This is a genomic window from Nocardia sp. NPDC003693 (assembly GCF_053981095.1).
The window spans coordinates 704,831-731,568 of record NZ_JBSFNO010000001.1 but is presented as its reverse complement, the minus strand read 5'-3'; the positions used below and the strand labels follow the sequence as shown (position 1 = coordinate 731,568).

The following is a 26,738-nucleotide window of genomic DNA, read 5'->3' as shown; positions in this document are numbered from 1 at the left end:
AACCCATGGGCACCCTGCACCCCTGCCGTCCCGTCGACCTGACCTTCGTCGACACCGCCCCGCACCGCTTCTCGAACTCGGTCGAGCTGAACGTCACTCCCGCACAGGTTTTCGAGGTCCTCGCCGAAGCCGACTCGTGGTCGCGCTGGGCCTCGGTGATCACCGAGGTCACCTGGACCAGTCCCGAACCGCACGGCGTCGGCACCACCCGCACCGTCCGGATGCGCGCGGGCATGGTCGGCAACGAGGAGTTCCTGGCCTGGAATCCCAACACCCACATGGCCTTCCGCTTCAACGAGTCCGGCACCAAGGGCATCACCGCGTTCGCCGAGGACTACCGCATCGTCCCCACCCCCACCGGTTGCCGCCTCACCTGGACCCTGGCGATGAGCGGCGACAAACCCACCGAGGTGTCCCTGCGCCTGTTCGCCCCGGTGATGAACATGACCTTCCGCCGGTTCCTGCGCAACCTGCGCACACTCACCGATAGCCGGTTCGCCACCAGCGCCGCGTGACACACCCGGCGAAGCTATTGACGTACCGAGGTACCCACGTCCAAACTTCCAACCAGTAACCGGACGACCCCGTCCGCTGGTGTGCGAGAACAACGGCCACCGCACCGATCCGCCCCCGGTCCCCGGGTCCTGACCATCCGGTCCGGGGGCGCCTGATCGATGTTGTGTCCCGCTCGAGGAAGACGTCATCCCATGACAAGGCGCTATCCGGCAGAGGTTCGCGAACGGGCCATTAGCCTGGCCCTGGAAGCCCTCGACGAGTTCACCTCCCCCTACGCCGCGGCCCGCGCGATAGGCCCCCAGGTAGGCGTCCACTACGAGACGCTGCGCGTCTGGGTGAAAGCCGCCCTGGCCCAACACGGTCGCCCGATAGCCGAGGCCGCGGCCCTGTCCCCCGCCGAGCGCGCCGAGTTGCTGCGCCTGCGCCGCCAGGTCCGAGCCCTGTTGCAGGCCAACAGCATCCTGAAGTCGGCCCGCCGCCCCGGCCCGGACTGCGCCGCCCACTCCTGCGCGTACTGAGCCTGCGACTTTCGCGGCCACGAAGGTCCGGCCGGTCCGGTCAGCGCGCCCCGCACGTAGCCGGGCCGGATCCGGATTCGCTCGACCATGGCCCCATCGGGGGCTACGCGGCGGCATCGTCTGCGGGTGGGCGGGCCCCGGTCGCACGCAGCGCCCCGGTGTTCTTATCTGAAAATCGGATATTTCACTAACTCTCGGTGTTAGTGTGCGGCGACCCTGACCTCTCAGGGGGGAACTGGAGTGAGAGTTGAGTTCGAACAATTTTATGAGGCGACGAATGCATTGGGGCGCAACAGCGTTCATGTCGGCAGCGGTGGTCGCAATGGCGCCGTCCGCAGCGGCTGCCACCCAGATCAGCATCCTCCTCGAACCGCCCCCGCCCGGCGGCTACGTAACCGGGACCGAGTACCGCATCACCGCCATGCCGGCCCAAGGTGGCGCCGACTCCGCCAACCGAGTCGTCTTCACCGACAACGGCCGATGCTTCGCCGCCTACTGGCGGGCCGGAAACAGGGACTCGACCGGCTCGAGCAGAGCATTCCCCGCGGTGGAGAAGACGGTCGAGTGGGTTCCGGCGACCTCGGGCACACACACCATCGTCGCGACCGCGAACGAGGCAACCGCAACCCTGACGGTGACCACGGTCGCGCCACCGGTCGGCACCCCGCCGCCACCGCCCGATGATCCGAACACCAACGGCTGCAACGACACCGAGAACCCCTACGCCGAAAAGCCGGGCACGGGCAGCTTCTGACCTCCACGTCGTCGCTGAGACGGGCGTGGCGGGGTGGCGAATTCGTTCACGCTCGCTCGGCGGGCAGGTTCTGCGCGGCCCAGCGCCGACCGGGTTCGGGGTCGAGACCGAAACGCTCGGCGTAGCTTTCGTGGATCTCGCGCCACGGCTTGTGCGCGTCGCTGTCGGAGAGGAAACCGCCGGCCAGGTGGGGTTCGAGGCGCGAGAGGTAGATCTGCCAGCCGGTGGCGGTCTGCGCGACAGGGAGGCCGGTGACGGTGGTGGTGAAGGTCAACCGGCACCCGTCCGGCTCGGCGACCAGTTCGAAGCTCTGGGACTGCCCGTCGAAGTCCCAGGCCAGCCGACGCGGTGCGTCGACCTCGGTGACCTCGAGGGTCATCCCGCCGAGGTCGATGACCTCGCCCTTCTCCGGTGTCCAGGGCGCGGCGCCGGGAAAGAACTGCTCGAGCTCGGCGGGCACGCTGACAGCCTGCCAGACGCGCTCGGCCGGGTACGGCAGCGATTGCTCGAAGCGAAGCGTCGGATGACCGTCGATGATCTCGTAGGTTCCGTAGGCCGCGGTGTCGTTCACAGGTTCTTCCTCTCGTTCGGTGCCCGGTGATCGGCGATCGCCAGTGAATCTCAGGTCAGCCGTGGTGATGGTGAATCTGAATCAGGTTTCCGCAGGTGTCGTCGAATATCGCCGTGGTCGTCTGCCCCATCGCGGCGGGCGGCTGGGTGAAATGGACGCCGAGACCGACCAACCGTCGATACTCGGCGTCGACGTCGTCGACGCCGAACGAGTTGAACGGCACACCGTCGTCGAACAGCGCGTCCCGGAAGACTTTCGCCGCAGGATGGCCGAGCGGCTCGAGGACGAGCTCGACACCGTCGGAGTCGTACGGTGAGACGACGGTGAGCCACCGCGCCTCACCACCCAGCGCGACATCGTGCTTGACCACGAATCCCAGCACGTCGGTGTAGAACTGCCGCGCGTGTTCCTGATCGTCGACGAAAAGGCTGACCCACGTGACCCGCATGCCCGTCCGGTGCACAGTCGCGGTGTCCGCGTGCACTTCGCCCACGGGCAGCTGCGCCTCGACGGGCGCGGTCGGCCAACTGCCGATGACCGGCGCGAGTGCGGTGGTATCCAGGTGCAGCACCCGGTATCGGCCCTGACGTTCCGTCGTGACCAGCCCCGCCGCCTCGAGCACCGTGAGGTGCTGTGACACGGCCTGCCGTGACGAAGTCAGCCCGTGGTTGGTGACCAGCCGCGCACACAGCTCGAACAGCGACTGTCCGTCCCGGACCCGCAACTCGTCGACAATGGCCCGCCGTGTCGGGTCCGCCAGCGCCTTGTACACGTCGTTCACGCCACCCACGATATGCAAGTGTTCACTTGCACGTCAAGCGCAAGTGAACACTTGCATATCGACGCGGGGATGGCGTACAGCCCGAGTGCCGCGGCCGCGGGAACGGCGGGCGATCGGGCGGACCAGGATCGGCGGCTACGAGCGTGTATCGGCGTGTGTCCGGCAGCAGCCGGGGATGCGGGGTCGGTCGGGTGCGCGGAGGCTATCGCGACGCGTTCTTGTTCAGCAGATGTTCCTTGACGGGGATCAGGAAGTCTCGCGCGTAGTTCTCGGGACCGTCGGGTTGTTCGAGGCCGAAGGTGTTGGCGGGGATGAGGATCAGGGTGTGGAAGGCGCGGGCGACCTGCTCGGCGAATTGCGCTCGCGTCTCGTGGGGGACGTTGTCCGGCAGGTGCATCGCGGACTCGACGAACACTCGGCCCAGGTCGAGAGCGATGCTCGAGTCGGCGATCAGGTAGGGCAGCAGCAGGTCCGGGTTGAGGCGAAGCACCGCTTTCAGGCCGGGGTGTTCGCGCAGGAGGCGGTACGCGTGGGCGAAGCCGTGGATCAGCTGATCGTCTTGCGACTCGTATCGATCCCGCATCGCGGCGACCTCGGCGAAGAACACGGCCAATTGAGACTCGACGGCAGCCGCGATCAGCGCGTCACGGCCGGGGAAGTAGTTGTACAGCGTCGCGCGGCCCACCCCTGCGTTGCGGGCGACTTCATCCATCGACAGCTTGCGCAGCCCCGTCGTGGCCGCCAACGACGCCACGGCATCGACGATGCGGGTGCGGATGTCCCTGTTCTCGACGACGCCGCCGGTGGGCAGTGCATTCATGACGAAATCCTACGACGTAGACAAATAGTCAAAAACTGTCTACTGTTCCATCTGCGGATGTGTCGCGGCATCGCACATCCGGAGTGCATCCGCCGGAGCGGATCAGCGATCGGATTTCGGACAGTGACGTCCGACCATCTCAGGAGTGGAAGCCATGACTTCAGCGCCCAGCTACCAGGAAATCCTGAAGACTCTCTCGGAGGGCTCGGTGCAGCGGCACTTCGACGCGTTCACCGACATCGCTTGGGACGAACCCGATTTCGCTGTCGATCCGAACGATGCCCGCTGGGTCCTGCCGGTCTGCGAGCCATTGGGCGCCACGGCCTGGTATCAGGCCCAGCCGCTGGCGGACCGGATCCGGATCGGCCTCGCGCGTCAGGCGAACACCGCCAAAGTGGGATTGCAGTTCGAGAACATGCTGATGCGCGGCATCCTCGAATACGTCTTCGAATTGCCCAACGGCGACCCCGAATTCCGGTACCTCACCCACGAGGTCACCGAGGAAACCCACCACACCCAGATGTTTCAGGAGCTGGTCAACCGCATCGGCGTGGACACACCCGGCGTCCACTGGCTGGTGCGAGCGGTGCACACCTTCATTCCGATGACGGTGCGGGTCGTGCCGACGTTCTTCTTCTCCATGGTCCTGTGCGGCGAGGAGCCGATCGACCACATGCAGAAGACGATTCTGCGGTCGGGCACCGCGAATCATCCACTCATGTTGCGCATCATGCAGATTCATGTCGCCGAAGAGGCTCGCCACATCTCCTTCGCCCACGAGTATCTGCTCCGCAACGTCCCGGCTTCGCACCCGCTGCGGCGCGCGGCGCTCTCGTTGCTGTTCCCGATAATGTTCTTCGTCGCCTGCGACCTGATCGCGAAGCCGTCACCGAAATGGGCTGCCCAGCAAGGCATTCCGCGTGAGGTGATGCGGGAGGCATTCTGGCATTCACCGGTGTCGCGCAAGATGCGCCGCGATATGCTCTCCGATGTGCGCGGCCTGGCGTACGGCTGCGGCCTGATGAACCCGGTGTCGGAGCGGCTGTGGCGGCTCCTGAAGGTCGACGGCCGGGCTTCGCGCTACCGCAGCGAACCCGTCCGCTCAGCCTGACGGAGCGTGCCGATGTTCAATCTCGAACTTCCCAAGAAGCTTTCGGCCACAGCCAATCTGGCGCACCAGGTCGCAGTGGGATTGTTTCGCCCGATCTCCCGTAAATACGATCTCGCTGAGCATCGGTACCCGGTCGAACTCGACGTCATGGCTGCGGTGATGGCGGGGATGAACGACGCCGGTGCCGGTGTGATCCCAGGCGCGTCCGGCACCCGCGCGTCCGGTGCTGACCGCGGCGCCGAGGCAGCCGAGAACGTCAACGGCGGCAATATGGCCGCGATGGTCAGCGCGATCGAAGCGTGCTGGGGTGACGCCGCGCTGATGATGACCATCCCCTACCAGGGGTTGGGTAACGCGGCGATCATGGCCGTGGCCACCGACGACCAGCTGGCGCGCTTCGGCAAGATCTGGGCCGCGATGGCCATTACAGAGCCCGGCTTCGGCTCCGACTCGGCGGCCGTGACCACCACGGCGGTCCTCGACGGTGACGAGTGGGTACTCAACGGCACCAAGATCTTCGTCACCACCGGCCAGCGGGCCACCCACATCGTGGTCTGGGCAACTCTCGACAGGTCGGCCGGGCGCGCCGCCATCAAGTCGTTCGTGGTGCCGCGGGACGCCCCCGGACTGACCGTGGCCCGCCTGGAGAACAAGCTGGGCGTCAAGGCTTCCGACACGGCCGAGCTGCGGCTCGAGGGTTGCCGGATTCCGGCCGACAATATCCTGGGCGACCCGGAAGTGAACGTGGAGAAGGGTTTTGCCGGGGTCATGCAGACCTTCGACAACACCCGCCCGCTCGTCGCCGCGATGGCCATCGGCGTCGCAGGCGCCGCGCTCGAGGAATTGCGTGCCGTGCTGAACGAGGCCGGGATCGATCCCTCCTACGACCTTCCTGTGAGCAACCAGCCCGCAGCCGCCGCGGAATTCCTTCGCCTGGAGGCCGATTGGGAGGCCTCCTACCTGTTGGCCCTGCGTGCTACCTGGATGGCCGACAACAACAAGCCCAACTCTCTCGAGGCGTCGATGTCCAAAGCCAAAGCCGGCCGCATGGGCACCGACGTCACTCTGAAGTCGGTCGAGCTGGCGGGTGCCACGGGTTACTCACAGCGCAGCCTCCTGGAGAAATGGGGTCGCGACTCGAAGATCCTCGACATCTTCGAAGGCACCCAGCAGATCCAGCAGTTGATCGTGGCGCGTCGAGTGCTGGGCCTGGGCAGCGAGAAGCTGAAATGACACGTCGAGACGACAACCGAAGTACCGGCCCTCGTGCCGCGACTTTCGGCGCGAACTCGAAGTCCCACCGTCTAGTGGCCGGAGGTCCCTGCGGCGCTGTGTTACCCGATGCACCCTGCTAGCTCAGGCGATTGTGCTCACCGAACGCGGAGCATCCGAGGTCCCAGGGGAATCGACCGCGACAACATCACGCTCGGGGCGGCGTTCGGGGGACCGGCACGAAGAAAATGTTGCTGTGTATTAGCCTGAATGTTGGCGTGGTTGCCGGCTTCAGTTCCTGCTGTCCAGCGATAGGAGTCAGACCGTGCGGCGTCGTTGGGCTCCCCACGGGGAGCCGGGGACGACGATCCGCGTCCCCTCGGGCACCAAGCACTGGCACGGCGCCAAAGCCGATTCGTGGTTCTCGCACCTCGCCTTCATCACCCCGGGTGAGAACGTCAGCAACGAGTGGCTCGAGCCGGTCACCGACGAGGTGTACCGCGCACTTGCGATCGAGAACGGAGGCAACGCATGACCATCCTGACCGAGACCTACACCCTGTCGAACGGTATCGAGATCCCCAAGCTGGGCTTGGGCACCTGGTTCATCGACGACGACAAAGCCGCCGAGGCGGTCGGGTCCGCGATCGAGATCGGCTACCGAGGCATCGACACCGCCCAGGCATACGGCAACGAACGCGGTGTCGGCGAAGGGGTCCGCGGCAGCGGAATACCGCGCGAGGACCTGTTCGTGACCACCAAACTCGCCGCCGAGATCAAGGACTACGACCGGGCCGTCGCCGCGATCGACGCGTCCCTGTCCACACTCGGTCTGGACCATATCGATCTCATGCTCATCCACAGTCCCCAGCCGTGGAACGACTTCCGGGGCGAGGACTACGCCGAGGGCAACCGCGCCGCCTGGCGTGCGCTCGAAACCGCGTACCAGGCAGGCAAACTCCGCTCTATCGGCGTCTCCAATTTCGAGCAGCAGGATCTCGACAACATCCTCGCGACCTGCACCCTCGCACCGCAGGTCAATCAGTTGCTCGTGCATGCCGGCAATACGCCGACCGAGCTCATCGACTACTGCTCGAGCAAGAACATCCTCGTCGAGGCGTATTCGCCCATCGCGCACGGGGAGATCCTGAAGAATCCGGATGTGGCCGCGATGGCCGACCGGTACGGGGTGAGTGTGCCCCAGCTGAGCATCCGATACACCCTGCAGTTGGGCACCGTGTCGCTACCGAAGACTGCCAATCCCGAGCACATGCGCGCCAATGCCGAGGTCGACTTCGAGATCGCCGATGATGATATGGACGTCCTGCGAAACCTCCGGGCCCGCGACTACGGCGATCACAGCGTCTTCCCTGTCTACAGCGGCAAGTGACCCGCTTGTGCGGCATGGCTACGCGGTCGGTGCTACAGCTCCTCGAACCCTTCGTATGTTACTGGCAAATCCGGTGCTCGTGTTGAGGATTCGGTTCTGACGAAAGCTGGAGAAAGCGTCGTTCGTCATTGACTGATCGCTGACCACCAGTTAAGTTAATGACAATTCTTGCTGGTACGCACTGTCGCGGAGGGGGAGATGAGCGGACGTTCCGTCGGTGGCTCGGTGTCCCTGTGCGGCATCGATCCGCGCCGCGCTATCAAGGGATGAGATCCATGACTGCTGCTCCTGATCCGTTTTCCTCGTCCGAGCCGCACCGGGAGCCGGAGGTGAAGAACCGGTTTGCCGTCGTCGGCGAACCGGCCGACGGGCGGGTCCGGTTGACCACCGAGCAGACCCGGATCCATATCCCGGCCATTCACCGGTCGGCGACCAAGAAGCCGCCGCAGCTGCAGGACGCGCTCGACTTCTGGCAGTTCGCCGGGGCCGCGGCCAACGTCGCCATGCAGCTGTCCTCGCCCGGTGTCGGGCGCGGCGTCGTGGAGAGCACGGTCGAGTCCGGGTCGCTCATGGTGCACCCGTGGAAGCGGTTGCGCACCACGGCTTCCTACCTCGCGGTGGCCATTCTGGGTACGCCGGAGGAGAAGACCGAGTTCCGGGAGGCGGTCGACGTCGCGCACCGGCAGGTGCGGTCCGCGCCGGGTGCGAAGTTCAAGTACAACGCCTTCGACCCCAAGCTGCAGATGTGGGTCGCCGCCAGCATCTACATCGGGTTCGAGGACTCCTACCAGCTGCTGCACGGCAAGATGGACGCCGAACAGGCCGAGGCGTTCTACTCGACCTCGGCGACGCTGGGCACCACCCTGCAGGTGCGCGAGGCGATGTGGCCGCGGAACCGCGCCGAGTTCGACATCTACTGGAACGAGGCCTGCGAGCAGGTCCACCTGGACCCCGACGTCGCCCAGATGATCGACGACCTGCTGCACCTGCGCATGATCCACTGGTACCTGCGGATCATGTTCGGCGGTCTCCTCCGCTTCCTGACCACCGGCTTCCTGGCCCCCCACTTCCGCGAACTGATGGGCGTGCCCTGGACCGAGACCGACCAGCGCCGATTCGAAAACCTGTTCCTGTTCGTAGGTTTCGTGAACCGCTTCATCCCCAAGTTCATCCGCTTCGCCGGCACGAAGACGATGATGCGGAACGTGCAGTACCGGATCCGCAAGCAGAAGGCGCTGATCTGAGCCCGCGGTGAATCGACAGCCGGTCGGGAGCGTTGTCCCGGCCGGCTGACTCATGCGCTCAGCGGCGTAATCGAAGCCCTCGGACTCGTGCGATCGCGTCACTGTCGGCCACCGATCGCGGATCGGATTGCCGGACAGGCGATCCGGCGATACCCTCATCGCGGGTCGGGGTGTGAGCAGCTCGGGAGTGGCTGCCTGGATTCCACCATTGGGGGCTTTGTTGTTCGTTCGAATTTCGCTGGTCGTGTGCGCCGTCGTCTCCGTCCTCGTGGGCGGCGGGACCGCGCGGGCCGACACCGTCGGCGCATCGGTGTTTCCGCCGCTGGGCGGGGACCTCGCCGTCGGGCAGACGGTGATGCATCTGGTCGATGCGGGGCGGGCGGACCCGTTCCGGCCCGATCGGCGGCGTGAGCTGATGGTCTCGGTGTTCTACCCTGCGGGACAGGTGATTCCGTATCCGCCGGCCCACTATCTGTCCACCGAGCTGATTCCGGGAATCGAGCAGCGGTTCGGGATCCGGTTGCCTGGACTGCTGACCGGCTCGTTCACCGGTGCGCCGGCGCTCGGCGGTGCCAAATACCCTGTGGTGCTGTACTCGTCAGGGGGCGGCGACTCGCGGCTCTATGGCACAGGCCTCGCGGAGGACCTGGCCGCGCGGGGATACGTGGTGGTGACCATCGACCATCCCTACGAGGCCTCCGCGGTCGAATTCCCCGGCGGCAGAATCGTTCTCCATGAAGCGGCGGGGGAGTTCAATCCCGAGCTGCGGACCCGGTACGTCGACGCCCGGCTGGCCGACACCCGCTTCGTGCTCGACTCCCTGACCGAGCTGGGACGCGGCGGCAACCCCGACGCCGGACAGCGCGTGCTGCCGGCGGGCCTCGGCGAGGTGCTCGACCTCGAAAACGTCGGCATGGTCGGGCATTCCTCCGGCGGGTACGTCGCCGTCGAAGCCATGCACCGGGATCCGCGGATCGACGCGGCGGTCGATCTCGACGGGCAGATCGGCGTCGACGAGGCGTTCGGGCGTTCGGTCACCGAGGGAACCGACAAGCCCGTGCTGGTCATGACGAGCGAGAAGATCGAACAGATCGGCGACGCGAACCCCTCGCTGGACGCGTTCTGGCGCAACTCATCCGGCTGGCGCCGCCACTTGATCATGGGCGGTGCCGCCCACTACGACTTCACGGATCTGAGCGCCCTCGTGCCGGACCCGCTGCGCGGGTCGGTGGACTTCGTCGGCCCGATCGGCGCGCACCGCGCGGCGGCCCTCACCCGCACCTGCGTGGCGGCGATGTTCGACAAGTTCCTCCGGGGCCGCGACGGCACCGCACTCGATCGTCCACTCACCGACCCCGAACTCACCGAAGGCCGACCGGCCCACGACTCCTGAGCACAACGGCACGCGCGGCGGTGCGACGTCACCGCCGCGCGAACGCCCTGCCGAAATCACTGCTGACCCGGTCCGCGCCGATCAGGCGCTGAATCGGTGACAGCAGACCGGGGGCGAGGCAGCCGACCGCGGCGCCCAGACGCAGCTCTAGCGGCGCGACCACGATCTCGTCGACGTCGTCCCGGATCGCCCGGACGACGGCCGACGCGACGTGTTCGGGTGCGCTGGTGCGGATTCCGGGCGGCAGCGCGGTGCCGCTCTCGGCGAACATGCCCGCCGAACGAATGAAGCCGGGCTCGACGATCGACACACCCACACCGTGCTCGGCCATCTCGTGGCGCAGCGCGAGCGAGAACCCGCGCAGCCCGAACTTGGTCGCGTTGTAGACGCTCGCGCACGGCGCCGGGAGCTGGCTCGCGATCGACCCCATGAAGACCAGGTGACCGGACCCGCGCGCGCACATCGACTCGCCGAAGACGTGCGCCAGGGCCATGGGCGAGCCCAGGTTCACCCCGACCGCGGTGGCCAGCTGCGGGACCGTGAAGTCGTGGAGCCGGCCCGCCGAGGGCAATCCCGCGTTGGCGATCAGGACATCGACCGGCCCCGCCGCGTCGCGCAGCCGCGCCGCGGCATCCGGCCGATCCAGATCGGCGACGATGACCTGCGCGCCGAACTCGGCCGCGAGCGCGTGCAGGGTCTCGGCCCGGCGTCCGGTGAGCACCAGGCGCGCCCCCTGTGTGGTGAGTTCGCGGGCGATCGCGTGGCCTAGGCCGCCGGTCGCGCCGGTGAGTAGCACTGTGGCTCCGGTCAATTGAACTTTCGGCATCGCTGAATCTCCTTTCGGGCCGTCGGCGGCGATGGCGATCGGCGATCGAGTGATCACGACCATGGGGTTCCCCGCGGTGGCGTCCGTACGCACCGTCCCCCTGTCGATAGCCCTGGACTATGGCACAGGACCGAACCTCATGCAAGCCACCTGTGTGAGAATTTGCAGTAACTTAGGATCACATGTCATCGCGAAACAACTTGTGTAATAGTGAGTTTCGATCCCCAATGAATGGCAGCGTCGCCTTCTGATCTCAGATTCGATCGAAACTTAACTGCCTGGAGGGATACCTGATGGATTTCCTGAGCCCGATCGACGCGGTGTTCTTGGCCGGTGAAACCCGCGAACACCCGATGCACGTCGGCGCGATCCAGCTCTACGAACCACCCGAGAACGCCGCCCCCGACTTCGCCGCGACCCTGTTCGCCGACATGATCGGCGCGGGCGCGGTGGAGCCCCTGTTCCGGAAACGCCCGGGCCGGGCGCTGGGCTTCTTCTCCAACCTCACCTGGGACCGCGATGCCGGGGTGGACCTGGACTATCACCTGCGCCGCTCGGCATTACCCGCTCCCGGCGGCATACCCGAACTGCTCGGCCTGGTCTCGCGATTGCACGGCGGACTGCTCGACCGGCACCGGCCGCTGTGGGAAGCCCATTTGATCGACGGATTGGCCGACGGTCGTTTCGCGGTCTACCTCAAGCTGCATCACGCCCTGGTGGACGGCATGAGCGGCCGCCGGCTCCTGCATCGCACCCTGAGTACCGATCCCCTCGATACGTCACTGCCGGTGCCGTGGACCGTGTCCGGCGCCCGGCGGGACAGCGCGCCGCCGTCACTGCTCGCCGCGGCGGCGGATCTGGTGCGCGCGGGCCTCGACGAAGCGCGCACCGCTCTGCCCGCGCTCGCCCGCGTCGCGAACACCGTGCTGTCCGAACGCCTCACGCTCCCGATGACCGCCGAGCCGACCATGCTGAACGTTCCGATCGGCGGCGCGCGCGACATCGCGGTCGGATCCTGGCCGATGGAGCGAATTCGCCTGGTACGCAAGGCGACCGGCACCACGGTCAACGACGTGGTGCTGGCGATGTGCGCGGGCGCCCTGCGCGAGTATCTCCGGGAGCGAGCGGCGCTGCCGGGACGACCGCTGACCGCCATGGTCCCCGTCTCCATGCGCGGCGCCGACGCCGATGCCGGCGGCAACGCGCTGGGGATGATCCTGGCGAACCTGGGCACCCACCTCGAGGACCCGGCCGAGCGCATCCGCGCGATCAGCGAGTCGACGGGCGAGGGTAAGCGAATCCTGGGCGATCTCAGCAAGACTCAGGCGATGGCGCTCTCGGCCCTGTTGCTGGCGCCCCTGGGCGTGGTTCAGGTACCGGGATTCCAGCGGCTGCCCAGGGCGCCGTTCAACATCATCATCTCCAACGTGCCCGGTCCGTCCGAACCGCTGTACTGCCGGGGCGCGCGCCTGGACGGGAACTTCCCGCTGGGCATTCCGTTCGACGGGCAGGCGCTGAACATCACCGTGGCCACCAACGCCGACAACCTCGACTTCGGAATCGTTGGCTGCCGGCGCTCGGTGCCGCAGTTGTCGCGGCTGCTCGCGCATCTCGACGATGCCTTGCGCGCGCTGGAGCACGCCACCGGCGCCTGAGCTGCCGGACGTATCAGGCGTCGCGGCCGAAGAGAATGGCGCCCATCAGGTGTGCGACACGGGCTCTGGAGCACGAGGGATCGGCTGACCCGTATCGCCGGCCCAGGTCGACCACCAGCGCCAGCGCCGTGTGCACCAGCAGCCGGGCCTCCTGCGGGGTGAGCTGCGGGCGCACCGCGACCAGGAGTTTCGCCCACTCCTCGACATTGAGACGTTGGATGTTGCGCAGCAGTGTGCGTTCGGCGGTGTCGACGTTGCCGATCTCCGCGTAGTAGACGAACGTCAGCTCGCGGTCGTCGAAGGATCCCGCCACGTACAGCTCGATCAGGCGCGAGAGCGCCTGCTTGGGGGTGTCGGATTCGGCGATCGCGGGACCGATCGCATCGGAGACCAGTTTCGCCGCGCGCCGGAACGCCGCGGTGAGGATGTCACCCTTGCTGCGGTAGTAGCGGTACACCGCCGACGGCGCCTGCAGCCCGGTCGCCGCCGCGATGTCCTCCACGCTGACATTGGGATAGCCCCGCTCGTGGAACAGCGTGATCGCCTGTCGCAGCAGCAGTTCCGGGGTGAAGGTCGGCTGCACTTCCTCCGGGGGACTGCACTCGGGCTCGACCGCGGGCAACTCGCAGCTACACACTGCGATCGCGGCGGATCGCAGCCGGCGGTTCATCGTCTTGGCGGGCAGGTTCACGTGGTGATCGCCCAAACTGCCGATGATGCTGAAAAGCGACTGTGCCAGAACGGCTTTGTCGTCCTCGTCGAGCTCGGGGCGGAATTCGCCCAGTAGCGCGGTCCCGGCCGCGTGCACGGTCATCAGCTCGGCGCTCAGCTCGCGGCGGTCCTCGGGCCGCAGATACCGGGCCTGCCAGCGCAACAGCGCGGCGCCGCGGCGGTTGGCGATGGAGGCGGTCAGCAGCGCGTCGAAGATCAGGTTCGCGCGTTCGGCTACCGGACGGCTCGCTTCCTCGGCCGACAGTCGCACCAATTGCACCGCGACCGTGCCCATGCGCAGCGTCTCTTCGCGGAACAGCGCGTACTTGCTGGGGAAGTGGCGGTAGAGCGCGGTGGAACTGATGTCGAGTCGCGCCGCGATGTCGTCCATGCTGACGCCGTGGTACCCGAGGGTGCTGAACGCTTCGGCGGCGGTGGCCGCGATCATCGCGCGCCGGTTCTTCGGCCTGCGGCGCACCGGTCGCGCTTGGCCTGCGGCCGGGGAAACCTCCTGGATCTTGCGATCGGCACCCGCTGTCATGCGAGCGATGTTAACCGAACGGGAACCAGATTTTCAGCTCCGGAATGAATCAAAAGAAGAATGAACTATAGATCACATATGTGTAGCGATTCAGCCTATTTCGGCGATGTGTATGCCACATTCAGCCAGCTAGAACTGCTACAAAGATGCGGAACGTGTAGCAGTTCGATCATGAAAAGATGTGAGAACTCTCAATAACTTAAACGAGTCGATCGGGTACCGCTAGGGACGGTAGGACACCGGTCCCGCGTGACCGAAGAGCGCGGTCAGCATCAGCTCGATGACCCAGCCGTGCGGGCACGCTCGCTCGTCGTCTCCGAACACCCGCCCGTAGTCCACGACCAGTCCCAGCGCCACGTGCACCAGCACCTGGGCCTCGGCGGCCGTCAGCTCGGGACGCACCGCGATCAGCAACCGCGCCCACTCGTCCACGACCAGGCGATGCACCGTGGTCAGCGGAACCAATTCCTCCGGCGGCAGGTGGCCGAAGTCCGCGTAGTAGACGTAGGCCAGCTCCCGGTCGGCGAACGCGCCGCGGGCGTACACCCGCACCAGGGTCGCCAACGCCTCGGCCGGACAGGTGGTTTCGGCGATCGCGGCGCCGATGGCGACCGACATGCGATCCGATACCCGCCGGAACGCCGCCGTCAGCAGGTCGCTCTTGCCGCGGAAGTAGCGGTACACCGCCGAGGCGGCAGGCAGGTCGGCGGCCACCGCGATGTCCTCGACCGTCACGTTCGGGTAGCCGCGCTCGTAGAACAGGTGAATCGCGCGCTGGAGCAGCAGTTCGTGCTTGAGTCCGGCGCGGATCGGCACGGGCACCGTCGGCGGGTCGTCGGCGCCGGGGACGGGCAGATCGATGTCCGCCATCGCCCAGCACATCGACTTCAGCAGCGCCTTCATCGATTTGACCGCCAGCACGGCCCGATGATCGCCGATGCTGCTGACGGCGCTGAACATCCCGACCGCCCGCACGCGCAGTTCACGCTCGGGCAGGTCGGGCCGAACGTCCCCGATCAGCCCGCTCAGCAGGGTGATCGCGGTGGCGAAACAGCCTTCGAGAGTGAGCCTTTCGGGCTCGGCCAGGTACCGGGTCTCCCATCGCGTGAGGGCGACGGTCGGGCGGTTGGTGATCGTGCCCGAGACGATGCCCTCGATGGCCAGGTCCAGGCGCCGGCGCGGCGACCACGTCGCGGCCGCCGGGGGCAGTGTCGCCGCGGCCACCGTGGCGGCGCCGAGCCGCAGCAGTTCCTCGGCGAACAGCGCGTGTTTGCTGGGGTAGTGGCGGTACAGCGCGGCGGAGCTCACGTCGAGGCGGGCGGCGATGGTGTCCATGCTCACCCCGTGATAGCCGAGTTCGGCGAAGGCCGCGGCCGCGGTCTCGGCGATCTGGCTGCGCCGGTTCTTGGGGCGGCGGCGCACCACCCGAGCTCCTGTGCCGGCCGATGACGCTCGGCCGGGCTTCATGACTGCGGCAGTTGCGCCAACGGCGAGTTGACCTTGTTCACCAGCCACCGGTCGCCCGAACGCTCGAGCCACAGGATCATCGAGAGCTGGCCCGGCGCGGGCTGGCCCTTGGTGCCCAGGCTCGTGATCGTCTGCCCGATCACCACGATCGCCTCGGCCGAGTTCTCGTCGCCGGTGCGGATCGCGCACTGCACGTCGTCGGCCTTGGCGACCACCTGGCCCTGCACGAGCACCTCGCGCAGATCCTTACTGGTGGAGTCGAATTGCTTGCGCCAGTCGCCGGTCGCGCCGTCGAGCACCGAAGTGAAATAGGTGTCCAGGTCCTTCGCGTCATAGGTCACCAGCACCGGTGCGTACCGGCACGCCGCCTCGCGGGCGGACTCGTGCGCGGCCAGCAGGTCGGCCTTGCTGTCGTCGCGCTGGTAGAGGAACACGTTCGAGGCCAGCGAGGTCACCAGCAGGAGCCCGGCCACGACCAGCGCCGCGAGTTTGCCCTTCCTGCCGATCGAGGGCAGGCGCCGTGTGAAGGACCGCCCGGCCGCGGGCTCCGGATCGGGCGCGGGTTCGGTTGCGGGCGTGGCCTTCTCCGACTCGGGCGCGGCCGACGCCGACTCGGCGGGTGATTCCTGCCGCGGCGCAGCACCTTCCACGTCGTCCGTGCTCGGCGCGGCCTTCTCGGTCAAATCGACGTCGTTCTCGCTCATGGGGGGTCTTTCTCCTATCTCGCCGGAACGGGCTGGGACAACGCGTTCGGGTCCGCGCCGTCGGGGATGTCGGCGCCGTTGTCGGGCACGTTCGGGCGCGGTGCGTTGGCCGAACCGCGAACCTGCAGCGCGGGATTGCTGGTCACGCAGTAGTTGTAGAGCCGCACCCGGGTATCGACCTGAACCTCGGCGGGGGCGACGGGGATGGTCTCGTATTCGCACCACGGCCGCGGCCAGGGATCCACGAGTGTGTGATACGCGCCGTCGTGCGCGGGAATGCCGACCGCCTCGGACCCCGCGCGCAGGGCCGGGAACAACGCGGCGATGGCCGGGGCGCGCAGCTTCGCGGCCTTGGTGATGGCGACGAAGTTCGTCACGAGATTCGTGATGGGGTCCTGTGTTTCGCTGATGAACCCGTCGATGGTGGACAGATGCCCGGGGCCGTTGGTGAGCAGGCTCCGCAGCTCGGCGTCGGCGGCGCTGAACTGGGCGAACAGCGCGGTGCCGGCCGCGGTGATGGTCCCCAGGTCCGGTTGGGCGTGCGAAGTGGTCTCACCGATCACCATCAGGTTCTCGAGCAGCTGCCGGGTCTGGGGCAGCAGATCGGTCAGCCCCGACATGGCCCGGCTCAGGCCCGAGATCATGTTTCGCAGTTTGTCCGGGCCACCGGCCAGCGCTTTGTCGAGTTCGTCGACGATCACGGTGAGCCGGTCGGGGTTCATGCCGCCGATGAAGCCGGCGAGGTTGGACAGCACCGACTGCATCTGCACGGGAGTCGTTGTGCGCGTGCGGTCCACGACCGCGCCGTCGAGCAGGTACGGGCCGGAATCGGCGTCGGGGCGGAAGTCCAGGAACTGCTCGCCCGCCGCGGACAACCTGCCCACCGAGACCGTGCCGCCCTCGGGGATCTTGACGGTGTCCTCGATCTCGGCGACCGCGGCGACACCGTCGCCCTCGACCCGGATCTGCGCGACCCGGCCGACGGGCGCGCCGCGGAAGGACACATCGTTGCCCTCGACCAGTCCGCCGGAGGACGCCATCATCACCGTGACGGTGTAGGTGTGCGGAATCGGGTTGAACCGCAGCACATTCGCCGCCAGGTACACGCATCCGACCGCCAGCACCACGACCAAGCCGATGTTGGCGACGAAAATGCGGCGGCGTACGAGCCATTGCCACAGAGGGGGATTCATCGCGGTGCCTCCTCGGAGGTGTCCTGGCCGGCATCGGGCGCGGGCGCGGGCGCGTCGGGCACGACCGGCTGGACCGGGCTGTTGAGTCGTCCGAACACCTTCTCCAGCACCTGGATGAAGCTGCCCATGAACGCGGGCAGGTCGCCGAGTTCGGGCAGGCGGCTGCCGGTGGGATCGGTGAGCGCGCCGAGGCTCAGGTACGAGATGGTCGCCGAGACCGCCAGCGTCGGACCGCGCATGCTGGCCACGACCCGGGGCGAGAGCTGGTTCAGGCCGTCGAGCATGGCGGTCAGGTCGTCGGCCTGGGCGAAGCCGGCCATGAGCTTCTGGATGCTGTCGAAGAGGCTCACGAAGTCCTCGCCGCTGGTGTTGCTGAAGTCCTCGAGCGCGGCCATCGTGGTCGAGACCTTGGTCAGCAGATCGACGATGCGCTGATTGTTCTCGTTGAAGAGTCCGATCAGCTCGGGGAACGTGTCGGCGGCCTGGCCGAGTTCGGCTTTGCGGCTCGCCAATTCGGTGGTGAGCACGTCGAGTCCGCCCAGGACACCGTCCAGATCGCCGGTGCGCTGGTTGAGCGCGGTGATCACGCTGGTCATCTCGGTGATGAGATGGGCGAGCTGCGGACCGCGGCCGGCGAACATGGAGTTCATCTCGGAGGTGATGCGCGCGGCCTGGTTGATGCCGCCGCCGTTGATCAGCATGGAGATCGACATCATGAGCTGTTCCACCGAGGCGCCGGTGGCGGTGTGATCGGTGCCGATGGTGTCGCCGTCGCGCAGGAGTTCACCGCTATCCTGCTCCGAGGGCAGCGCCAGCGCCACGAACATGTCGCCCAGCGGGGTGGCCTGGCGCAACTCCACGGTGGTGCCGCGCGGCAGCGGAATGTCCTCGCGGATCAGCATTTCCACGTTGGCGATGAAGTTGGTCGAGGTGATGTTCGTGACCACGCCGACGTCGCTTCCGCCGATCTTGACGTGGGCGCGGTCGGGCAGGTTGAGGGCGTCGCGGAAGCTGGCGTGCACCGTGTAGCCGGGTGCGCCGATTCCGGGTTTGGGCATCGGCATGCTGCTCACCGTCACCGCGCACCCGGTCGCGCTCAGTAGCGCGGCCGCGCTGATGCCCAGTGCGGCAACGGATGTGGCGAGTCGTGTCATTTCATCTCCGTGATGCCGAGCAGGGCAGAGGTCAGACCGAAATCGGGCCCCATGTCGGCGATCTTTCCGGTGCGGCAGCCGTCGAGGCGCATCTGAACGCGTTCGCAGAACGTCGACAGGATCTCGCCGTCGATCACGGACTTGTCCAGCAGGCCGTGCAGGCGCAGCGCCTGGTGCTCGCGGCTGGTGGCGTTGGCCAGGTTCTGGAACATCAGCGGCCCGACATCGACGATCTCGGTGAGCGCGCGCGAGTTGGCCCGCATCTGTTCGGTGATGCTCACGAACCGGGTCATCGCGCCCGCGAGCTGGTCGCGGTTGTCTCCGACCAGGGCCGCGGTGTTGTTGACGAAGTCGTTCAGCTGGACGAGCACCGCCTGCAGACCGGGGGCCTGCTGGCCCATCAGATCGACCAGCTGGGTCAGGGTGCCGCTGAAGTCGCGCACGGTCTGATCGTTCTGGGCGATGATCGAGGTGATCTCGTTGAGCTTGATGATCGTGTTGGCGATCTGGTCCTTGTTCGCGAAGGTCACCTCGAACGCCGAGGACAGCGCGTCCAGGGTTTCGCGGAGCCGGTCACCGTTCCCGTTGAGCAGCGGGAACAGCACCCGGCTGGCCATCGGCCCGGTTTCGTTGTCGCCCTTGAGCGCCGCGCCGAGCTGATCGAAGTTCTCCAGGATCCGGTCCAGTTCGACCGGTGTCCTGGTGCGCTGCAACGGGATGTGCGAGTTCGGCGCGAGCGTCTCGCCGCTGCCGTTGTAGGCCGGGGCGAGTTCGACGTGCCGGTTCGTGATCAGCTGCGGGTTCACCAGGGCCGCGATCGCGTCGGCGGGGATCTTCACATCGGATTCGATGCTCATCACCACCTCGACGTAACTGCCGCGCGGGGTCACCGATTCGACGGTGCCGACCGGGACACCCAGGACCGCGACCTCGTTGCCGGCGTAGAGGCCGGCGACGTTCTCGAAGTCCGCGCTGATCCGCATCTGCGAGCCGAGGTACTGCTTGGGAACGCCGGTGATGCTGTTGGGCAGCATCGAGCAGCCCGCGGTCAGCAGCGCGGCGCAGCACACGGTCGCCAGTTTGGCGGCGAGACGGCCTCTCATCAGTTGCACCCCTGAATCGCTTGGGCGAAGCACAGCCAGTTGTCCGGGAAAAGCCATGGCGCGTACACGTTTCCGTACGGTCCGTCGCCGAGCACGTTGTTGAACTGGCGCAGCGTCACGGGCATGACCTCGTAGAGCCGGCCCAGGTTGTCGCGGTTCTTCTCGAGACCCTCGGACATGGTGTTCAGGTCCGAGATGAGCGGGCCGATCTGGTTGTTGTTCTCGAGGCCCATCTCCTGCAGCACGCGGGAGAGCTCGGCGACGTTGTCCAGCAGCGAGCGCAGCAGATCCTGCCGCTTCTGCACGGCGGCGCCGATGGCCTGGCCCTGGGTCAGCAGCACCAGCACGCTGTTCTGGTTGTCCGCGGCCAGCTGCGAGACGGTGTCCATGCTCTCGAGCAGGGTGTCCACCGCGTCGCGCCGGTCGTTGACGACCTTGGCCAGCGAGCCGATGCTGTCCAGGGCCTGCACCGCGAGTTCGGGGGATTCGCCCATCTGCGCACTGACCGCGTCCAGCGCCGACCGCAGCTTCTGCGGGTCGATGCCCTCGATGCGCTCGAAGGAGTTCTGGTACTTCGGATCCTGGACGACCTTGCTCAGGTTGTACGGGACCGTGGTGCGGTCGATGCGGATGCGGTTGTCCGGCAAGCCGTTTCCGTCGCCGGGGGTGAGTTCGATGTGCAGCCGGCCGAGGATGGTCGACATCTTCACCGCGGCGCGCGCGTCGGGTCCCAGGCGCAGGTCGTGGCGCACGCGCAGGTCGACCACCACCTTGTCCCCCTCGAGGCGGACGGCGCCGACCTGACCGACCTCGATGCCCGAGACGTCGACCGTGGCTCCGGGCCGCAGCCCGGCCGCCTGCGCGAATTCGGCTTCGACGGTGATATCGCCCAGGCGGGCCTGCTTGATCGCGATGGAGCCGACGAGCAGCGCCGCCACCAGGCCCGCGGCCAGCAGGCCCATGCGCAGATGGCGATTGGTCAGCACACCGGAGACGAGTTCGCCGAGTCGGGTGATCACCGGCATACCTCCGACTGTGAGTTGCCGCCGACCTGCGAGAACAGGCCCGGGGGCAGCAGGACGTTGTAGAGCGAGACATCCAGGCGGCACAGGTAGGCGTTGCCGTAGGCGCCGTAGTTGGAGAATCGCGCGATGGAGTTGAGCATCTCGGGCAGGTTGATCGCGGCCTCGTCGAGCGCGGCGCCGTTGAGCAGCAGCAGGCTGACACCGTCGGTCGCGTCGTTCTGCGCGCGCACCAGGCCGGGCTTGACCATGGTGACGATGTGCACCAGTGAGTCGGTCGCGGTGGCGATCTGATCCACCGATCCCTTGAGCGCGTCGCCCTGGGCGTACAGGCCCTGCATGAGCGAACGCGTCTGGGTGATCAGGGTTTCCAGCTCGCCGCTGCGGTTGGCCAGACCCGCCATGACGCTGCTCAGGTTCGTCAGCACGTCACCGAGGATCTGATCGCGCTGGCCGAAGGTGCCGGCGAGTTCGGCGGCCTGGGTGATCAGCGCGCTGAGCGAGACGTTGTTGCCCTGCAGTGCCTGCACCAGGGTCTCCGACAGCGAGTTGACCTGGTCGGGCTGCAGCACGGTGAACAGCGGTTCGAAACCCGACAGCAGCGAGGACACGTCGAAGGACGGTTCGGTCTGCTCGATGGGGATCTGATCGCCCGGTTCCATCGGCGTTCCGGGCTTGTCCCCGGGCATCAGCGCGACGTAACGCTGTCCGATCAGGTTCTGGTAGCGCACCAGGGCTTTGGTGGTCGTGGTCGGGTGCTGATCGGACTGGATCCGGAAATCGACCCGGGCGCGGTAGCCGTCGGTGAAGTCGATCTTGTCCACGCGGCCGACGCGGACGCCGGCCATGCGGATGTCATCGCCGACGCGCAAACCCAGCACGTCGGAGAACACCGCCGAATAGTTCTCGGTGTCCCCGGCGACCGAGCGGTGCAGGGTCGACCACATGGTGTAGGTCACCACCGACGCCAGCACGGCGAAGAGACTGAATCCGATCAGCGCTTTTCGTGACTTCATAACTCACGCACCACCTTCCGGCGCATCGGAGACCTCGAGGTAGCCGCCGCGCAGCACCGAACCGAGCAGCAGGGTCTGTGCCATGTTGGGCTTGCCGCCCACGAGCGCGGCGATCGCGGCGTCACCGCGCAACCCGGCCGGAACCGTCGCGCCGCCGCCCGCGGGCGCGGTGTACGAGGCCGGGGCGGTGATTCCGGGAATGGCCGGCAGGCCCGGAATCGACGGCAGCAGCTGGGTTCCGGCGGGAACGCCGGGCACCGTGGACGGGACACCGGGTACCGCCGGAACACCGGGCAGGCTCACCACGGGCGCGGGACCCGCGGCCGAAAGATGCTGGGGGAGCATCTGTTGCGGGTAGTCCTGGACCGGCGCGGTATCGGGAACTGTCGAGCCGCCGCAGCGCGGGCCGCGCAGATCACCGTACGTGGGGCAATCCTCGGCGGTGTACTGCTGGAACGGGGTCAGCGACACGTCCATCTTCCACACCATCTGGCGCTTGGGGCCGAAGGTGAACACCGTCTGCAATCGCGCGATCGCGGAATTGAGGTTGCTGACCGCGAAGGGGATGGCGTCGGGGTCCTGGGCCAGGCTGCTGAACAACTCGTCCAGGCCCGAGACCAGGAACTTGCCCGCGTCCGGATTGGCACCGAACAGCCCGTTGACCGTGTCGATGGCGGTGCCGCCGTTGGTCAGCAGCGCGACCATGGCCGCGCGCTGCTCGGTCAGGGTCCGGGCCGTGGTGACCGACTCGGACAGCACGCCGACCAGTTCGGGAGCGGACTGGCTCAGCGCGGTGGCCGCGCGGCCGAGATCGCCCAGCATGTCGCCGATTCCGTCGATGGCGTGCACCTGGGTCAGCCAGTTGTCCAGTCGCTCGATCGTCGAGCCGGGCACCCGCGAGCCGGGATCCAGCGCGGCCGACAGCGTGGCGAGGACGCGGCCGAGCTTCTCGGGCTGGATGTTGTTCAGCACGTTGCGCAGGACGTTGAGGGTGGTCTGCAGCTGGATCGTCGCCTCGCTGGTGTCCTCGGCGATGGTCGATCCGGAGCTGAGCTTGTCGGTGCCGGTGGGCGTGTTGTCCACGAGCTCGATCGCGGTCACGCCGAACAGGTTGTTCGGGATGACGCGGGCGGTCACGTTCGCCGGAATCGTGCCCGCCAGAGCGGGTTTGAGCCAGATGGAGGCCTGCTGGCGCGCGCCCTTGGCGGCGATCTCCACGTCGACGACCCGGCCCACGATGATGCCGCGGAACTTCACGTCGGCATTGGCGGGCAGGCCGTCACCGGTGCTGGTGAGGACGGCGGTGACGGGCACCTTGTCCTCGAAGCGCCCGTTGTAGCGCATCACCAGCAGCAGCAACGCCATGGTGAGGGCGAGCAGCATGCACAGGCCCGCCAGGGTCAGGTCGCGAGCCTTGGGCCCGCGACCACTGGGATCGAGAATCATTGTGCTACCCCGAGATCCGGAAACCGGGGTCGATTCCCCAGATGGCGAGTGTCAGGAAGAGGTCGATGAACACCGTGACGACGATGACCATCTTGATCGCCCGGCCGGCGGCCACACCTACGCCTTCGGGGCCGCCGGTGGCGACGAAGCCGTAGTAGCACTGGATGAAGGTCGCGGTCATCACGAACACGACGACTTTGATCAGTGACCAGAACACGTCCGGGCCGAGCAGGAATTGATAGAAGTAGTGGTCGTAGGTGCCGGTGGTGGTGCCGCCGAGCACGAGCACGGTGAGCTTGGTGACCATGTACGCCACCGCGAGACCCACGCTGTACAGCGGGATGATGGTCAGCGTGGCCGCGATCATGCGGGTGCTGATCAGGTAGGGCAGCGGCCGGATCGCGATGGATTCCAGCGCGTCGATCTCGTCGGAGATGCGCATCGCGCCCAGTTGCGCGGTGAAACGGCAGCCCGCCTGGATGGCGAAGGCGATCGCGGCGATGATGGGCGCCAGTTCGCGGGTGGTGGCGAAGCCGGAGATCGCGCCGGTGAGCGGGCTCATGGTGAGCAGGTTCAGGGCGCTGTAGGACTCCATGCCGACCGTGATTCCGGCGAATCCGCAGAGCACGATGACGATGCCGATCGTGCCGCCGCCGACGATCAGGGAGCCGTTGCCCCAGCCGACGTCGGCGGTCAGGCGGGCGACTTCCTTGCGATAGTGCTTGAGTACGAACGGAATCGCGGCCATCGCCTGGAAGAACGTGATGACCTGGTGGCCCAGGCGCTGATTGGCTTGGACCGGTACGGCCACGGCGTTGGACACCGCCCGGATCGGCTTGAGCGCCGCCGGGGTGTAACTGCTACTCACCTCAGATCACCTTCGTCGGCAGGATCGTGTTGTACAGCTGGGTGATGATGATGTTGGTCGCGAAGAGCATGAGCGCGGAGGTCACCACGGCCGAGTTCACCGCGTTGGCGACACCGCCGGGGCCGCCGTGCGCGTGTAATCCGATGTCGCAGGCGATGATCGCGGTCAGCGCGCCGAAGATCGCCGCCTTCAGCAGCGCCACGATGAGGTCGTTGGCGACCGCGAACGAGGCGAAGGAGGAGATGAACGACCCGGGCGTGCCCGACTGGGCGTAGATGTTGAAGATGTACGCCGTCGTGAATCCGACGAAGACGATGAACCCGCACAGCAGCATGCTCACCAATACCGCCGCGGCCAATCGGGGAGCGACCAGCCGGCGGACCGGGTCCACACCCATGACCATCATGGCGTCGATTTCCTCGCGGATCGTGCGCGACCCGAGATCGGCGCAGATCGCCGATCCGACCGCGCCGGCGATCATCAATGAGGTCACCAATGGTGCGCCCTGGCGGATCACGCCGAGTCCGGCGACCGATCCGATGAAGGTGGTCGCGCCGACCTGATTGACCAGTGCGCCGATCTGAATCGACACGACGACCGCGACGGGAATGGCGACCAGCACGGTCGGGATCGCGGACACGCTCGTCATGAACGCGCACTGTTTGATGAATTCCTGGTACGGGAATCGCCTGCGGATCAGGGAAATGATCAATTGCACGAAGGCGTCCCGGGCCAAACTCACTTGGCGGCCGAGGGTTTCGAGCGATCGTTGCGGGTGATCGCGCCACAGTGTGGTGACGCTGGCCGAAAGCTTTTCCAGCTCACCGGGTTCCGGGGTTGGTTCGGTGGTGGTCGGCTTCTTGTTCAAGGTGGCAGTCACGTGCCGACGATCCTTTCTTGCCGCTCATCGCCGCCACGGACCGTCAATGGTTCGCCCGATGGCTGCAAGCGTGTGAAGTGTTACACAGGGCGCGACCGGCGCACAAGTGCTAAGTAACTGATCGTTCTTGCCGTGAAGCGATCAGTTCGAATCGCGGTGCGGAGTGGTCGCAGAAGAGGAAAGGCAGGTCAGATTGCCTTGTACTGCGTATATAGGGCGACTTGGCATCCGCACCGCTCGCGTGCGAAGAGGTGCGGATTGCATCAAGTGACTGATCGTTCCAGACGTAGTTGGAGCGTTCGGGCTACGACTGCTCGGTGAGGTAGTGCTCCAGGAACACGAGCAGAAATCCCACCGCGGCGATGCCGGCGGCGACCGTGCTCAGCACCGCGAGCCACAGGCCGTAGCGGAGAACAGGATTGACGCGCGTACGCCCACCGAGGACCTTGATGCCGATCACCAGGATGTCGATGAGCCAGACCAGAATCATCATCTACGTCATGTACACATTCGCGAAAGTGAGCACGGGCCAGCACACGATCGACCCGAGGAACGAGATGATCACGTCCACCCCGTGCATGTCCTTGAGGTGCGAGGTGTGGGTGAGCGTCCACACGACGCCGATCAGGCCGTACGGGATTCCGATGATGATCAGCGTCCCGAGAAACTCCGACACCTTCATCTCGTAACTGAGTAGTCGATCCAGCCGCTTGAGCATCTGACACAGTCCTTTCGCATGCTTGCAGGCATGGGCACGTGCGCGATCACCGCTCGGCTGGGTCGCGTCGTTGCTCCGATTGCCACCGCCCCCTCGCTTCCGGCGAGGCGGCACAGCAGCGTATGTTACTCATAATTCTGAGATTTGGAAGACGCATTCGCCCGGGACTTCCTCGGCCTTTTTCTGACCCAGAGCTGGCTTGACCCGTGTTGACGGTCGCGAATCTGCGATCTAAGTTATGAGCCATTCACATGTTCGGAGGGGTACATGGTGGAAGCGCCTCGTGCCGGCGCGCTGCTGCGCCGGCACCTGGGTGATCGTCGATTCCTGCTGATGCTGCCCAGGGCGGTCGGACTGCAGGTGCTCGAGCCCGCGATCGCGGCCGCACTGACCGAGCACGCTCCGAATCGCCTGTGGGAGCACAAGAAACGCACGATCAACCAGATGATCTACATGGCGCACGCGGAGCGCGACATGCGGCCGGTCATCCAGCACGCACACGAGCACGTCAAAGGGCTCGACGCGGGCGGGCGGCGGTATCACGCGCTGAATCCGGAGGTGTTCCTGTTCCAGCACGCGACCTATGTCGACGCGCTGATGAAGGCGTCGGAGATCTTCGGGCCCGCGATCCCCGCGGGGGAACGCGCACGGTTCTACGACGAGTGCTGCGCGTGGTATCGCGGTCACGGAGTGAGCGACCGTTCGCTACCCGCCACGTGGGAGGAGTTCACGGAGTACTTCGATGCCGCGTGCCGCGACCGGCTCCGGCTCGACCCCGCGGGCGCCGCGCTGGCGGAACAGGTGCTGCGGCCCGATGCGTGGATCGTGCGCCGGGTGCCGCGGGCCGCCGTGCTGGCGATGCAACACGACCGCGTCGCGGAGCTGCTCGGAGTGCGTGTACGCGAGGCGGACCGGTTGGCGCTGCGCGGTTTCGCCGCGGGCGTCAGGTCGAGCTTCGCCGTGTCGCCCCGGCGTGTGCGAACGATCCCGCAGGCGAGATCTCGCAGAACCGGTGGGTACTTGAGTGATGTTTCTTGAGCTGTAAGTGCTGAAATGCTTCTCCGCTAAACGGAATGATGAGTAACATAATCCGCGTTGAGATGAAGTAGAGCGCGGGAGGTTCGC

At 66.6% G+C, this 26,738-nt stretch carries 28 protein-coding genes and 1 pseudogene; 11 read left to right on the top strand and 18 right to left on the bottom strand.

The window, feature by feature from the left end; all coding sequences use genetic code 11:
- Positions 1-14 precede the first annotated feature (14 nt).
- The 3 genes from ACWDOP_RS03820 (at position 15) to ACWDOP_RS03810 (ending at position 1,788) form a co-directional block, all read left to right on the top strand.
- The gene (locus tag ACWDOP_RS03820; RefSeq protein ID WP_456343836.1) at positions 15-515 is read left to right on the top strand and encodes an SRPBCC family protein; all 501 of its coding nucleotides are present in this window, start codon (positions 15-17) and stop codon (positions 513-515) included.
- Between the two features lie 192 nt (positions 516-707).
- Positions 708-1,034, top strand: coding sequence for a transposase (locus ACWDOP_RS03815; RefSeq protein WP_454207665.1), 327 nt, complete (start codon positions 708-710; stop codon positions 1,032-1,034).
- Between the two features lie 322 nt (positions 1,035-1,356).
- Entirely contained in the window at positions 1,357-1,788 is a 432-nt protein-coding gene (locus ACWDOP_RS03810; protein ID WP_456343792.1) for a hypothetical protein, read from the top strand.
- 46 nt (positions 1,789-1,834) lie between these two features.
- On the opposite strand, the gene ACWDOP_RS03805 is transcribed toward ACWDOP_RS03810, so the two are convergent.
- The 4 genes and pseudogenes from ACWDOP_RS03805 to ACWDOP_RS03790 all read right to left on the bottom strand — a co-directional run bounded on the left by ACWDOP_RS03805 (position 1,835) and on the right by ACWDOP_RS03790 (position 3,960).
- A complete protein-coding gene (locus ACWDOP_RS03805; protein WP_456343791.1) occupies positions 1,835-2,359 on the bottom strand; it encodes an SRPBCC domain-containing protein in 525 nt (174 codons plus the stop codon).
- A gap of 55 nt (positions 2,360-2,414) precedes the next feature.
- Positions 2,415-2,807 (bottom strand): VOC family protein, encoded by a 393-nt coding sequence (locus ACWDOP_RS03800; protein ID WP_456343835.1) that lies wholly within the window; start codon positions 2,805-2,807, stop codon positions 2,415-2,417.
- A 72-nt stretch (positions 2,808-2,879) separates the two neighbouring features.
- Positions 2,880-3,149 (bottom strand): annotated as a pseudogene (locus tag ACWDOP_RS03795) (ArsR/SmtB family transcription factor); the annotation flags it as partial.
- 193 nt (positions 3,150-3,342) lie between these two features.
- Positions 3,343-3,960 carry a TetR/AcrR family transcriptional regulator gene (locus ACWDOP_RS03790; protein ID WP_456343790.1) on the bottom strand — a complete coding sequence of 206 codons (618 nt, stop codon included), beginning with the start codon at positions 3,958-3,960 and terminating at the stop codon, positions 3,343-3,345.
- Positions 3,961-4,114: 154 nt separating this feature from the next.
- Between ACWDOP_RS03790 and ACWDOP_RS03785 the strand changes: the two genes are divergently transcribed.
- The 6 genes from ACWDOP_RS03785 to ACWDOP_RS03760 all read left to right on the top strand — a co-directional run bounded on the left by ACWDOP_RS03785 (position 4,115) and on the right by ACWDOP_RS03760 (position 10,309).
- Positions 4,115-5,071: an AurF N-oxygenase family protein gene (locus tag ACWDOP_RS03785; protein WP_456343789.1), complete on the top strand. Its 957-nt coding sequence runs from the start codon at positions 4,115-4,117 to the stop codon at positions 5,069-5,071.
- A gap of 12 nt (positions 5,072-5,083) precedes the next feature.
- Positions 5,084-6,304: an acyl-CoA dehydrogenase family protein gene (locus ACWDOP_RS03780; RefSeq protein ID WP_456343788.1), complete on the top strand. Its 1,221-nt coding sequence runs from the start codon at positions 5,084-5,086 to the stop codon at positions 6,302-6,304.
- Positions 6,305-6,608: 304 nt separating this feature from the next.
- Entirely contained in the window at positions 6,609-6,818 is a 210-nt protein-coding gene (locus ACWDOP_RS03775) for a cupin (RefSeq protein WP_456343787.1), read from the top strand.
- Positions 6,815-7,672 carry an aldo/keto reductase gene (locus ACWDOP_RS03770; protein WP_456343786.1) on the top strand — a complete coding sequence of 286 codons (858 nt, stop codon included), beginning with the start codon at positions 6,815-6,817 and terminating at the stop codon, positions 7,670-7,672. The genes ACWDOP_RS03775 and ACWDOP_RS03770 overlap by 4 nt, the downstream gene beginning before the upstream one ends.
- A 329-nt stretch (positions 7,673-8,001) precedes the next feature.
- Positions 8,002-8,916: an oxygenase MpaB family protein gene (locus ACWDOP_RS03765; RefSeq protein ID WP_456343785.1), complete on the top strand. Its 915-nt coding sequence runs from the start codon at positions 8,002-8,004 to the stop codon at positions 8,914-8,916.
- Positions 8,917-9,133: 217 nt separating this feature from the next.
- Positions 9,134-10,309, top strand: coding sequence for an alpha/beta hydrolase family protein (locus ACWDOP_RS03760; protein WP_456343784.1), 1,176 nt, complete (start codon positions 9,134-9,136; stop codon positions 10,307-10,309).
- A 28-nt stretch (positions 10,310-10,337) separates the two neighbouring features.
- Here ACWDOP_RS03760 and ACWDOP_RS03755 read toward each other — a convergent pair whose 3' ends face one another.
- Positions 10,338-11,135 carry an SDR family NAD(P)-dependent oxidoreductase gene (locus ACWDOP_RS03755; protein WP_456343783.1) on the bottom strand — a complete coding sequence of 266 codons (798 nt, stop codon included), beginning with the start codon at positions 11,133-11,135 and terminating at the stop codon, positions 10,338-10,340.
- 293 nt (positions 11,136-11,428) lie between these two features.
- Between ACWDOP_RS03755 and ACWDOP_RS03750 the strand changes: the two genes are divergently transcribed.
- Positions 11,429-12,790 carry a WS/DGAT/MGAT family O-acyltransferase gene (locus ACWDOP_RS03750; RefSeq protein WP_456343782.1) on the top strand — a complete coding sequence of 454 codons (1,362 nt, stop codon included), beginning with the start codon at positions 11,429-11,431 and terminating at the stop codon, positions 12,788-12,790.
- Between the two features lie 13 nt (positions 12,791-12,803).
- Here the strand turns inward: ACWDOP_RS03750 and ACWDOP_RS03745 are convergent, their stop codons facing one another.
- The 13 genes from ACWDOP_RS03745 to ACWDOP_RS03685 all read right to left on the bottom strand — a co-directional run bounded on the left by ACWDOP_RS03745 (position 12,804) and on the right by ACWDOP_RS03685 (position 25,613).
- Positions 12,804-14,042, bottom strand: coding sequence for a TetR/AcrR family transcriptional regulator (locus tag ACWDOP_RS03745; protein ID WP_456343781.1), 1,239 nt, complete (start codon positions 14,040-14,042; stop codon positions 12,804-12,806).
- Positions 14,043-14,264: 222 nt separating this feature from the next.
- Positions 14,265-15,467 (bottom strand): TetR/AcrR family transcriptional regulator, encoded by a 1,203-nt coding sequence (locus ACWDOP_RS03740; protein WP_456343780.1) that lies wholly within the window; start codon positions 15,465-15,467, stop codon positions 14,265-14,267.
- A gap of 38 nt (positions 15,468-15,505) precedes the next feature.
- A complete protein-coding gene (locus ACWDOP_RS03735) occupies positions 15,506-16,213 on the bottom strand; it encodes a hypothetical protein (protein WP_456343779.1) in 708 nt (235 codons plus the stop codon).
- A 14-nt stretch (positions 16,214-16,227) separates the two neighbouring features.
- Positions 16,228-17,406, bottom strand: coding sequence for an MCE family protein (locus ACWDOP_RS03730; protein ID WP_456343778.1), 1,179 nt, complete (start codon positions 17,404-17,406; stop codon positions 16,228-16,230).
- A complete protein-coding gene (locus ACWDOP_RS03725) occupies positions 17,403-18,560 on the bottom strand; it encodes an MCE family protein (RefSeq protein WP_456343777.1) in 1,158 nt (385 codons plus the stop codon). The genes ACWDOP_RS03730 and ACWDOP_RS03725 overlap by 4 nt, the downstream gene beginning before the upstream one ends.
- Positions 18,557-19,663, bottom strand: coding sequence for an MCE family protein (locus ACWDOP_RS03720; protein ID WP_456343776.1), 1,107 nt, complete (start codon positions 19,661-19,663; stop codon positions 18,557-18,559). Before ACWDOP_RS03720 ends, ACWDOP_RS03725 begins: the two co-directional genes overlap by 4 nt.
- A complete protein-coding gene (locus tag ACWDOP_RS03715) occupies positions 19,663-20,688 on the bottom strand; it encodes an MCE family protein (RefSeq protein WP_456343775.1) in 1,026 nt (341 codons plus the stop codon). Before ACWDOP_RS03715 ends, ACWDOP_RS03720 begins: the two co-directional genes overlap by 1 nt.
- On the bottom strand, positions 20,679-21,701 hold the full coding sequence (locus ACWDOP_RS03710; protein WP_456343774.1) for an MlaD family protein: 1,023 nt from the start codon (positions 21,699-21,701) through the stop codon (positions 20,679-20,681). Before ACWDOP_RS03710 ends, ACWDOP_RS03715 begins: the two co-directional genes overlap by 10 nt.
- Before the next feature lie 3 nt (positions 21,702-21,704).
- Positions 21,705-23,147 (bottom strand): MCE family protein, encoded by a 1,443-nt coding sequence (locus tag ACWDOP_RS03705; protein ID WP_456343773.1) that lies wholly within the window; start codon positions 23,145-23,147, stop codon positions 21,705-21,707.
- Between the two features lie 4 nt (positions 23,148-23,151).
- A complete protein-coding gene (locus tag ACWDOP_RS03700) occupies positions 23,152-24,015 on the bottom strand; it encodes an ABC transporter permease (protein WP_454207702.1) in 864 nt (287 codons plus the stop codon).
- A 1-nt stretch (position 24,016) separates the two neighbouring features.
- The gene (locus tag ACWDOP_RS03695; protein WP_456343834.1) at positions 24,017-24,835 is read right to left on the bottom strand and encodes an MlaE family ABC transporter permease; all 819 of its coding nucleotides are present in this window, start codon (positions 24,833-24,835) and stop codon (positions 24,017-24,019) included.
- Between the two features lie 364 nt (positions 24,836-25,199).
- Positions 25,200-25,388 (bottom strand): hypothetical protein, encoded by a 189-nt coding sequence (locus ACWDOP_RS03690; RefSeq protein ID WP_454207704.1) that lies wholly within the window; start codon positions 25,386-25,388, stop codon positions 25,200-25,202.
- Positions 25,389-25,613 (bottom strand): hypothetical protein, encoded by a 225-nt coding sequence (locus ACWDOP_RS03685; RefSeq protein ID WP_454207706.1) that lies wholly within the window; start codon positions 25,611-25,613, stop codon positions 25,389-25,391.
- 267 nt (positions 25,614-25,880) lie between these two features.
- Between ACWDOP_RS03685 and ACWDOP_RS03680 the strand changes: the two genes are divergently transcribed.
- Positions 25,881-26,651, top strand: a complete 771-nt coding sequence (locus ACWDOP_RS03680; protein WP_456343772.1) for an oxygenase MpaB family protein — start codon at positions 25,881-25,883, stop codon at positions 26,649-26,651.
- Positions 26,652-26,738 lie beyond the last annotated feature (87 nt).

Bases quoted from the DNA above. Each gene is read 5' to 3' on its own strand.
- ACWDOP_RS03810 (WP_456343792.1), top strand. From the start codon at position 1,357: ATGGCGCCGTCCGCAGCGGCTGCCACCCAGATCAGCATCCTCCTCGAA.
- ACWDOP_RS03750 (WP_456343782.1), top strand. From the start codon at position 11,429: ATGGATTTCCTGAGCCCGATCGACGCGGTGTTCTTGGCCGGTGAAACC.
- ACWDOP_RS03780 (WP_456343788.1), top strand. From the start codon at position 5,084: ATGTTCAATCTCGAACTTCCCAAGAAGCTTTCGGCCACAGCCAATCTG.
- ACWDOP_RS03705 (WP_456343773.1), bottom strand. From the start codon at position 23,147: ATGATTCTCGATCCCAGTGGTCGCGGGCCCAAGGCTCGCGACCTGACC.
- ACWDOP_RS03755 (WP_456343783.1), bottom strand. From the start codon at position 11,135: ATGCCGAAAGTTCAATTGACCGGAGCCACAGTGCTACTCACCGGCGCG.
- ACWDOP_RS03790 (WP_456343790.1), bottom strand. From the start codon at position 3,960: ATGAATGCACTGCCCACCGGCGGCGTCGTCGAGAACAGGGACATCCGC.
- ACWDOP_RS03690 (WP_454207704.1), bottom strand. From the start codon at position 25,388: ATGATGATTCTGGTCTGGCTCATCGACATCCTGGTGATCGGCATCAAG.
- ACWDOP_RS03735 (WP_456343779.1), bottom strand. From the start codon at position 16,213: ATGAGCGAGAACGACGTCGATTTGACCGAGAAGGCCGCGCCGAGCACG.
- ACWDOP_RS03680 (WP_456343772.1), top strand. From the start codon at position 25,881: ATGGTGGAAGCGCCTCGTGCCGGCGCGCTGCTGCGCCGGCACCTGGGT.
- ACWDOP_RS03800 (WP_456343835.1), bottom strand. From the start codon at position 2,807: ATGCGGGTCACGTGGGTCAGCCTTTTCGTCGACGATCAGGAACACGCG.
- ACWDOP_RS03745 (WP_456343781.1), bottom strand. From the start codon at position 14,042: ATGACAGCGGGTGCCGATCGCAAGATCCAGGAGGTTTCCCCGGCCGCA.
- ACWDOP_RS03770 (WP_456343786.1), top strand. From the start codon at position 6,815: ATGACCATCCTGACCGAGACCTACACCCTGTCGAACGGTATCGAGATC.
- ACWDOP_RS03730 (WP_456343778.1), bottom strand. From the start codon at position 17,406: ATGAATCCCCCTCTGTGGCAATGGCTCGTACGCCGCCGCATTTTCGTC.
- ACWDOP_RS03725 (WP_456343777.1), bottom strand. From the start codon at position 18,560: ATGACACGACTCGCCACATCCGTTGCCGCACTGGGCATCAGCGCGGCC.
- ACWDOP_RS03720 (WP_456343776.1), bottom strand. From the start codon at position 19,663: ATGAGAGGCCGTCTCGCCGCCAAACTGGCGACCGTGTGCTGCGCCGCG.
- ACWDOP_RS03685 (WP_454207706.1), bottom strand. From the start codon at position 25,613: ATGCTCAAGCGGCTGGATCGACTACTCAGTTACGAGATGAAGGTGTCG.
- ACWDOP_RS03815 (WP_454207665.1), top strand. From the start codon at position 708: ATGACAAGGCGCTATCCGGCAGAGGTTCGCGAACGGGCCATTAGCCTG.
- ACWDOP_RS03785 (WP_456343789.1), top strand. From the start codon at position 4,115: ATGACTTCAGCGCCCAGCTACCAGGAAATCCTGAAGACTCTCTCGGAG.
- ACWDOP_RS03715 (WP_456343775.1), bottom strand. From the start codon at position 20,688: ATGCCGGTGATCACCCGACTCGGCGAACTCGTCTCCGGTGTGCTGACC.
- ACWDOP_RS03710 (WP_456343774.1), bottom strand. From the start codon at position 21,701: ATGAAGTCACGAAAAGCGCTGATCGGATTCAGTCTCTTCGCCGTGCTG.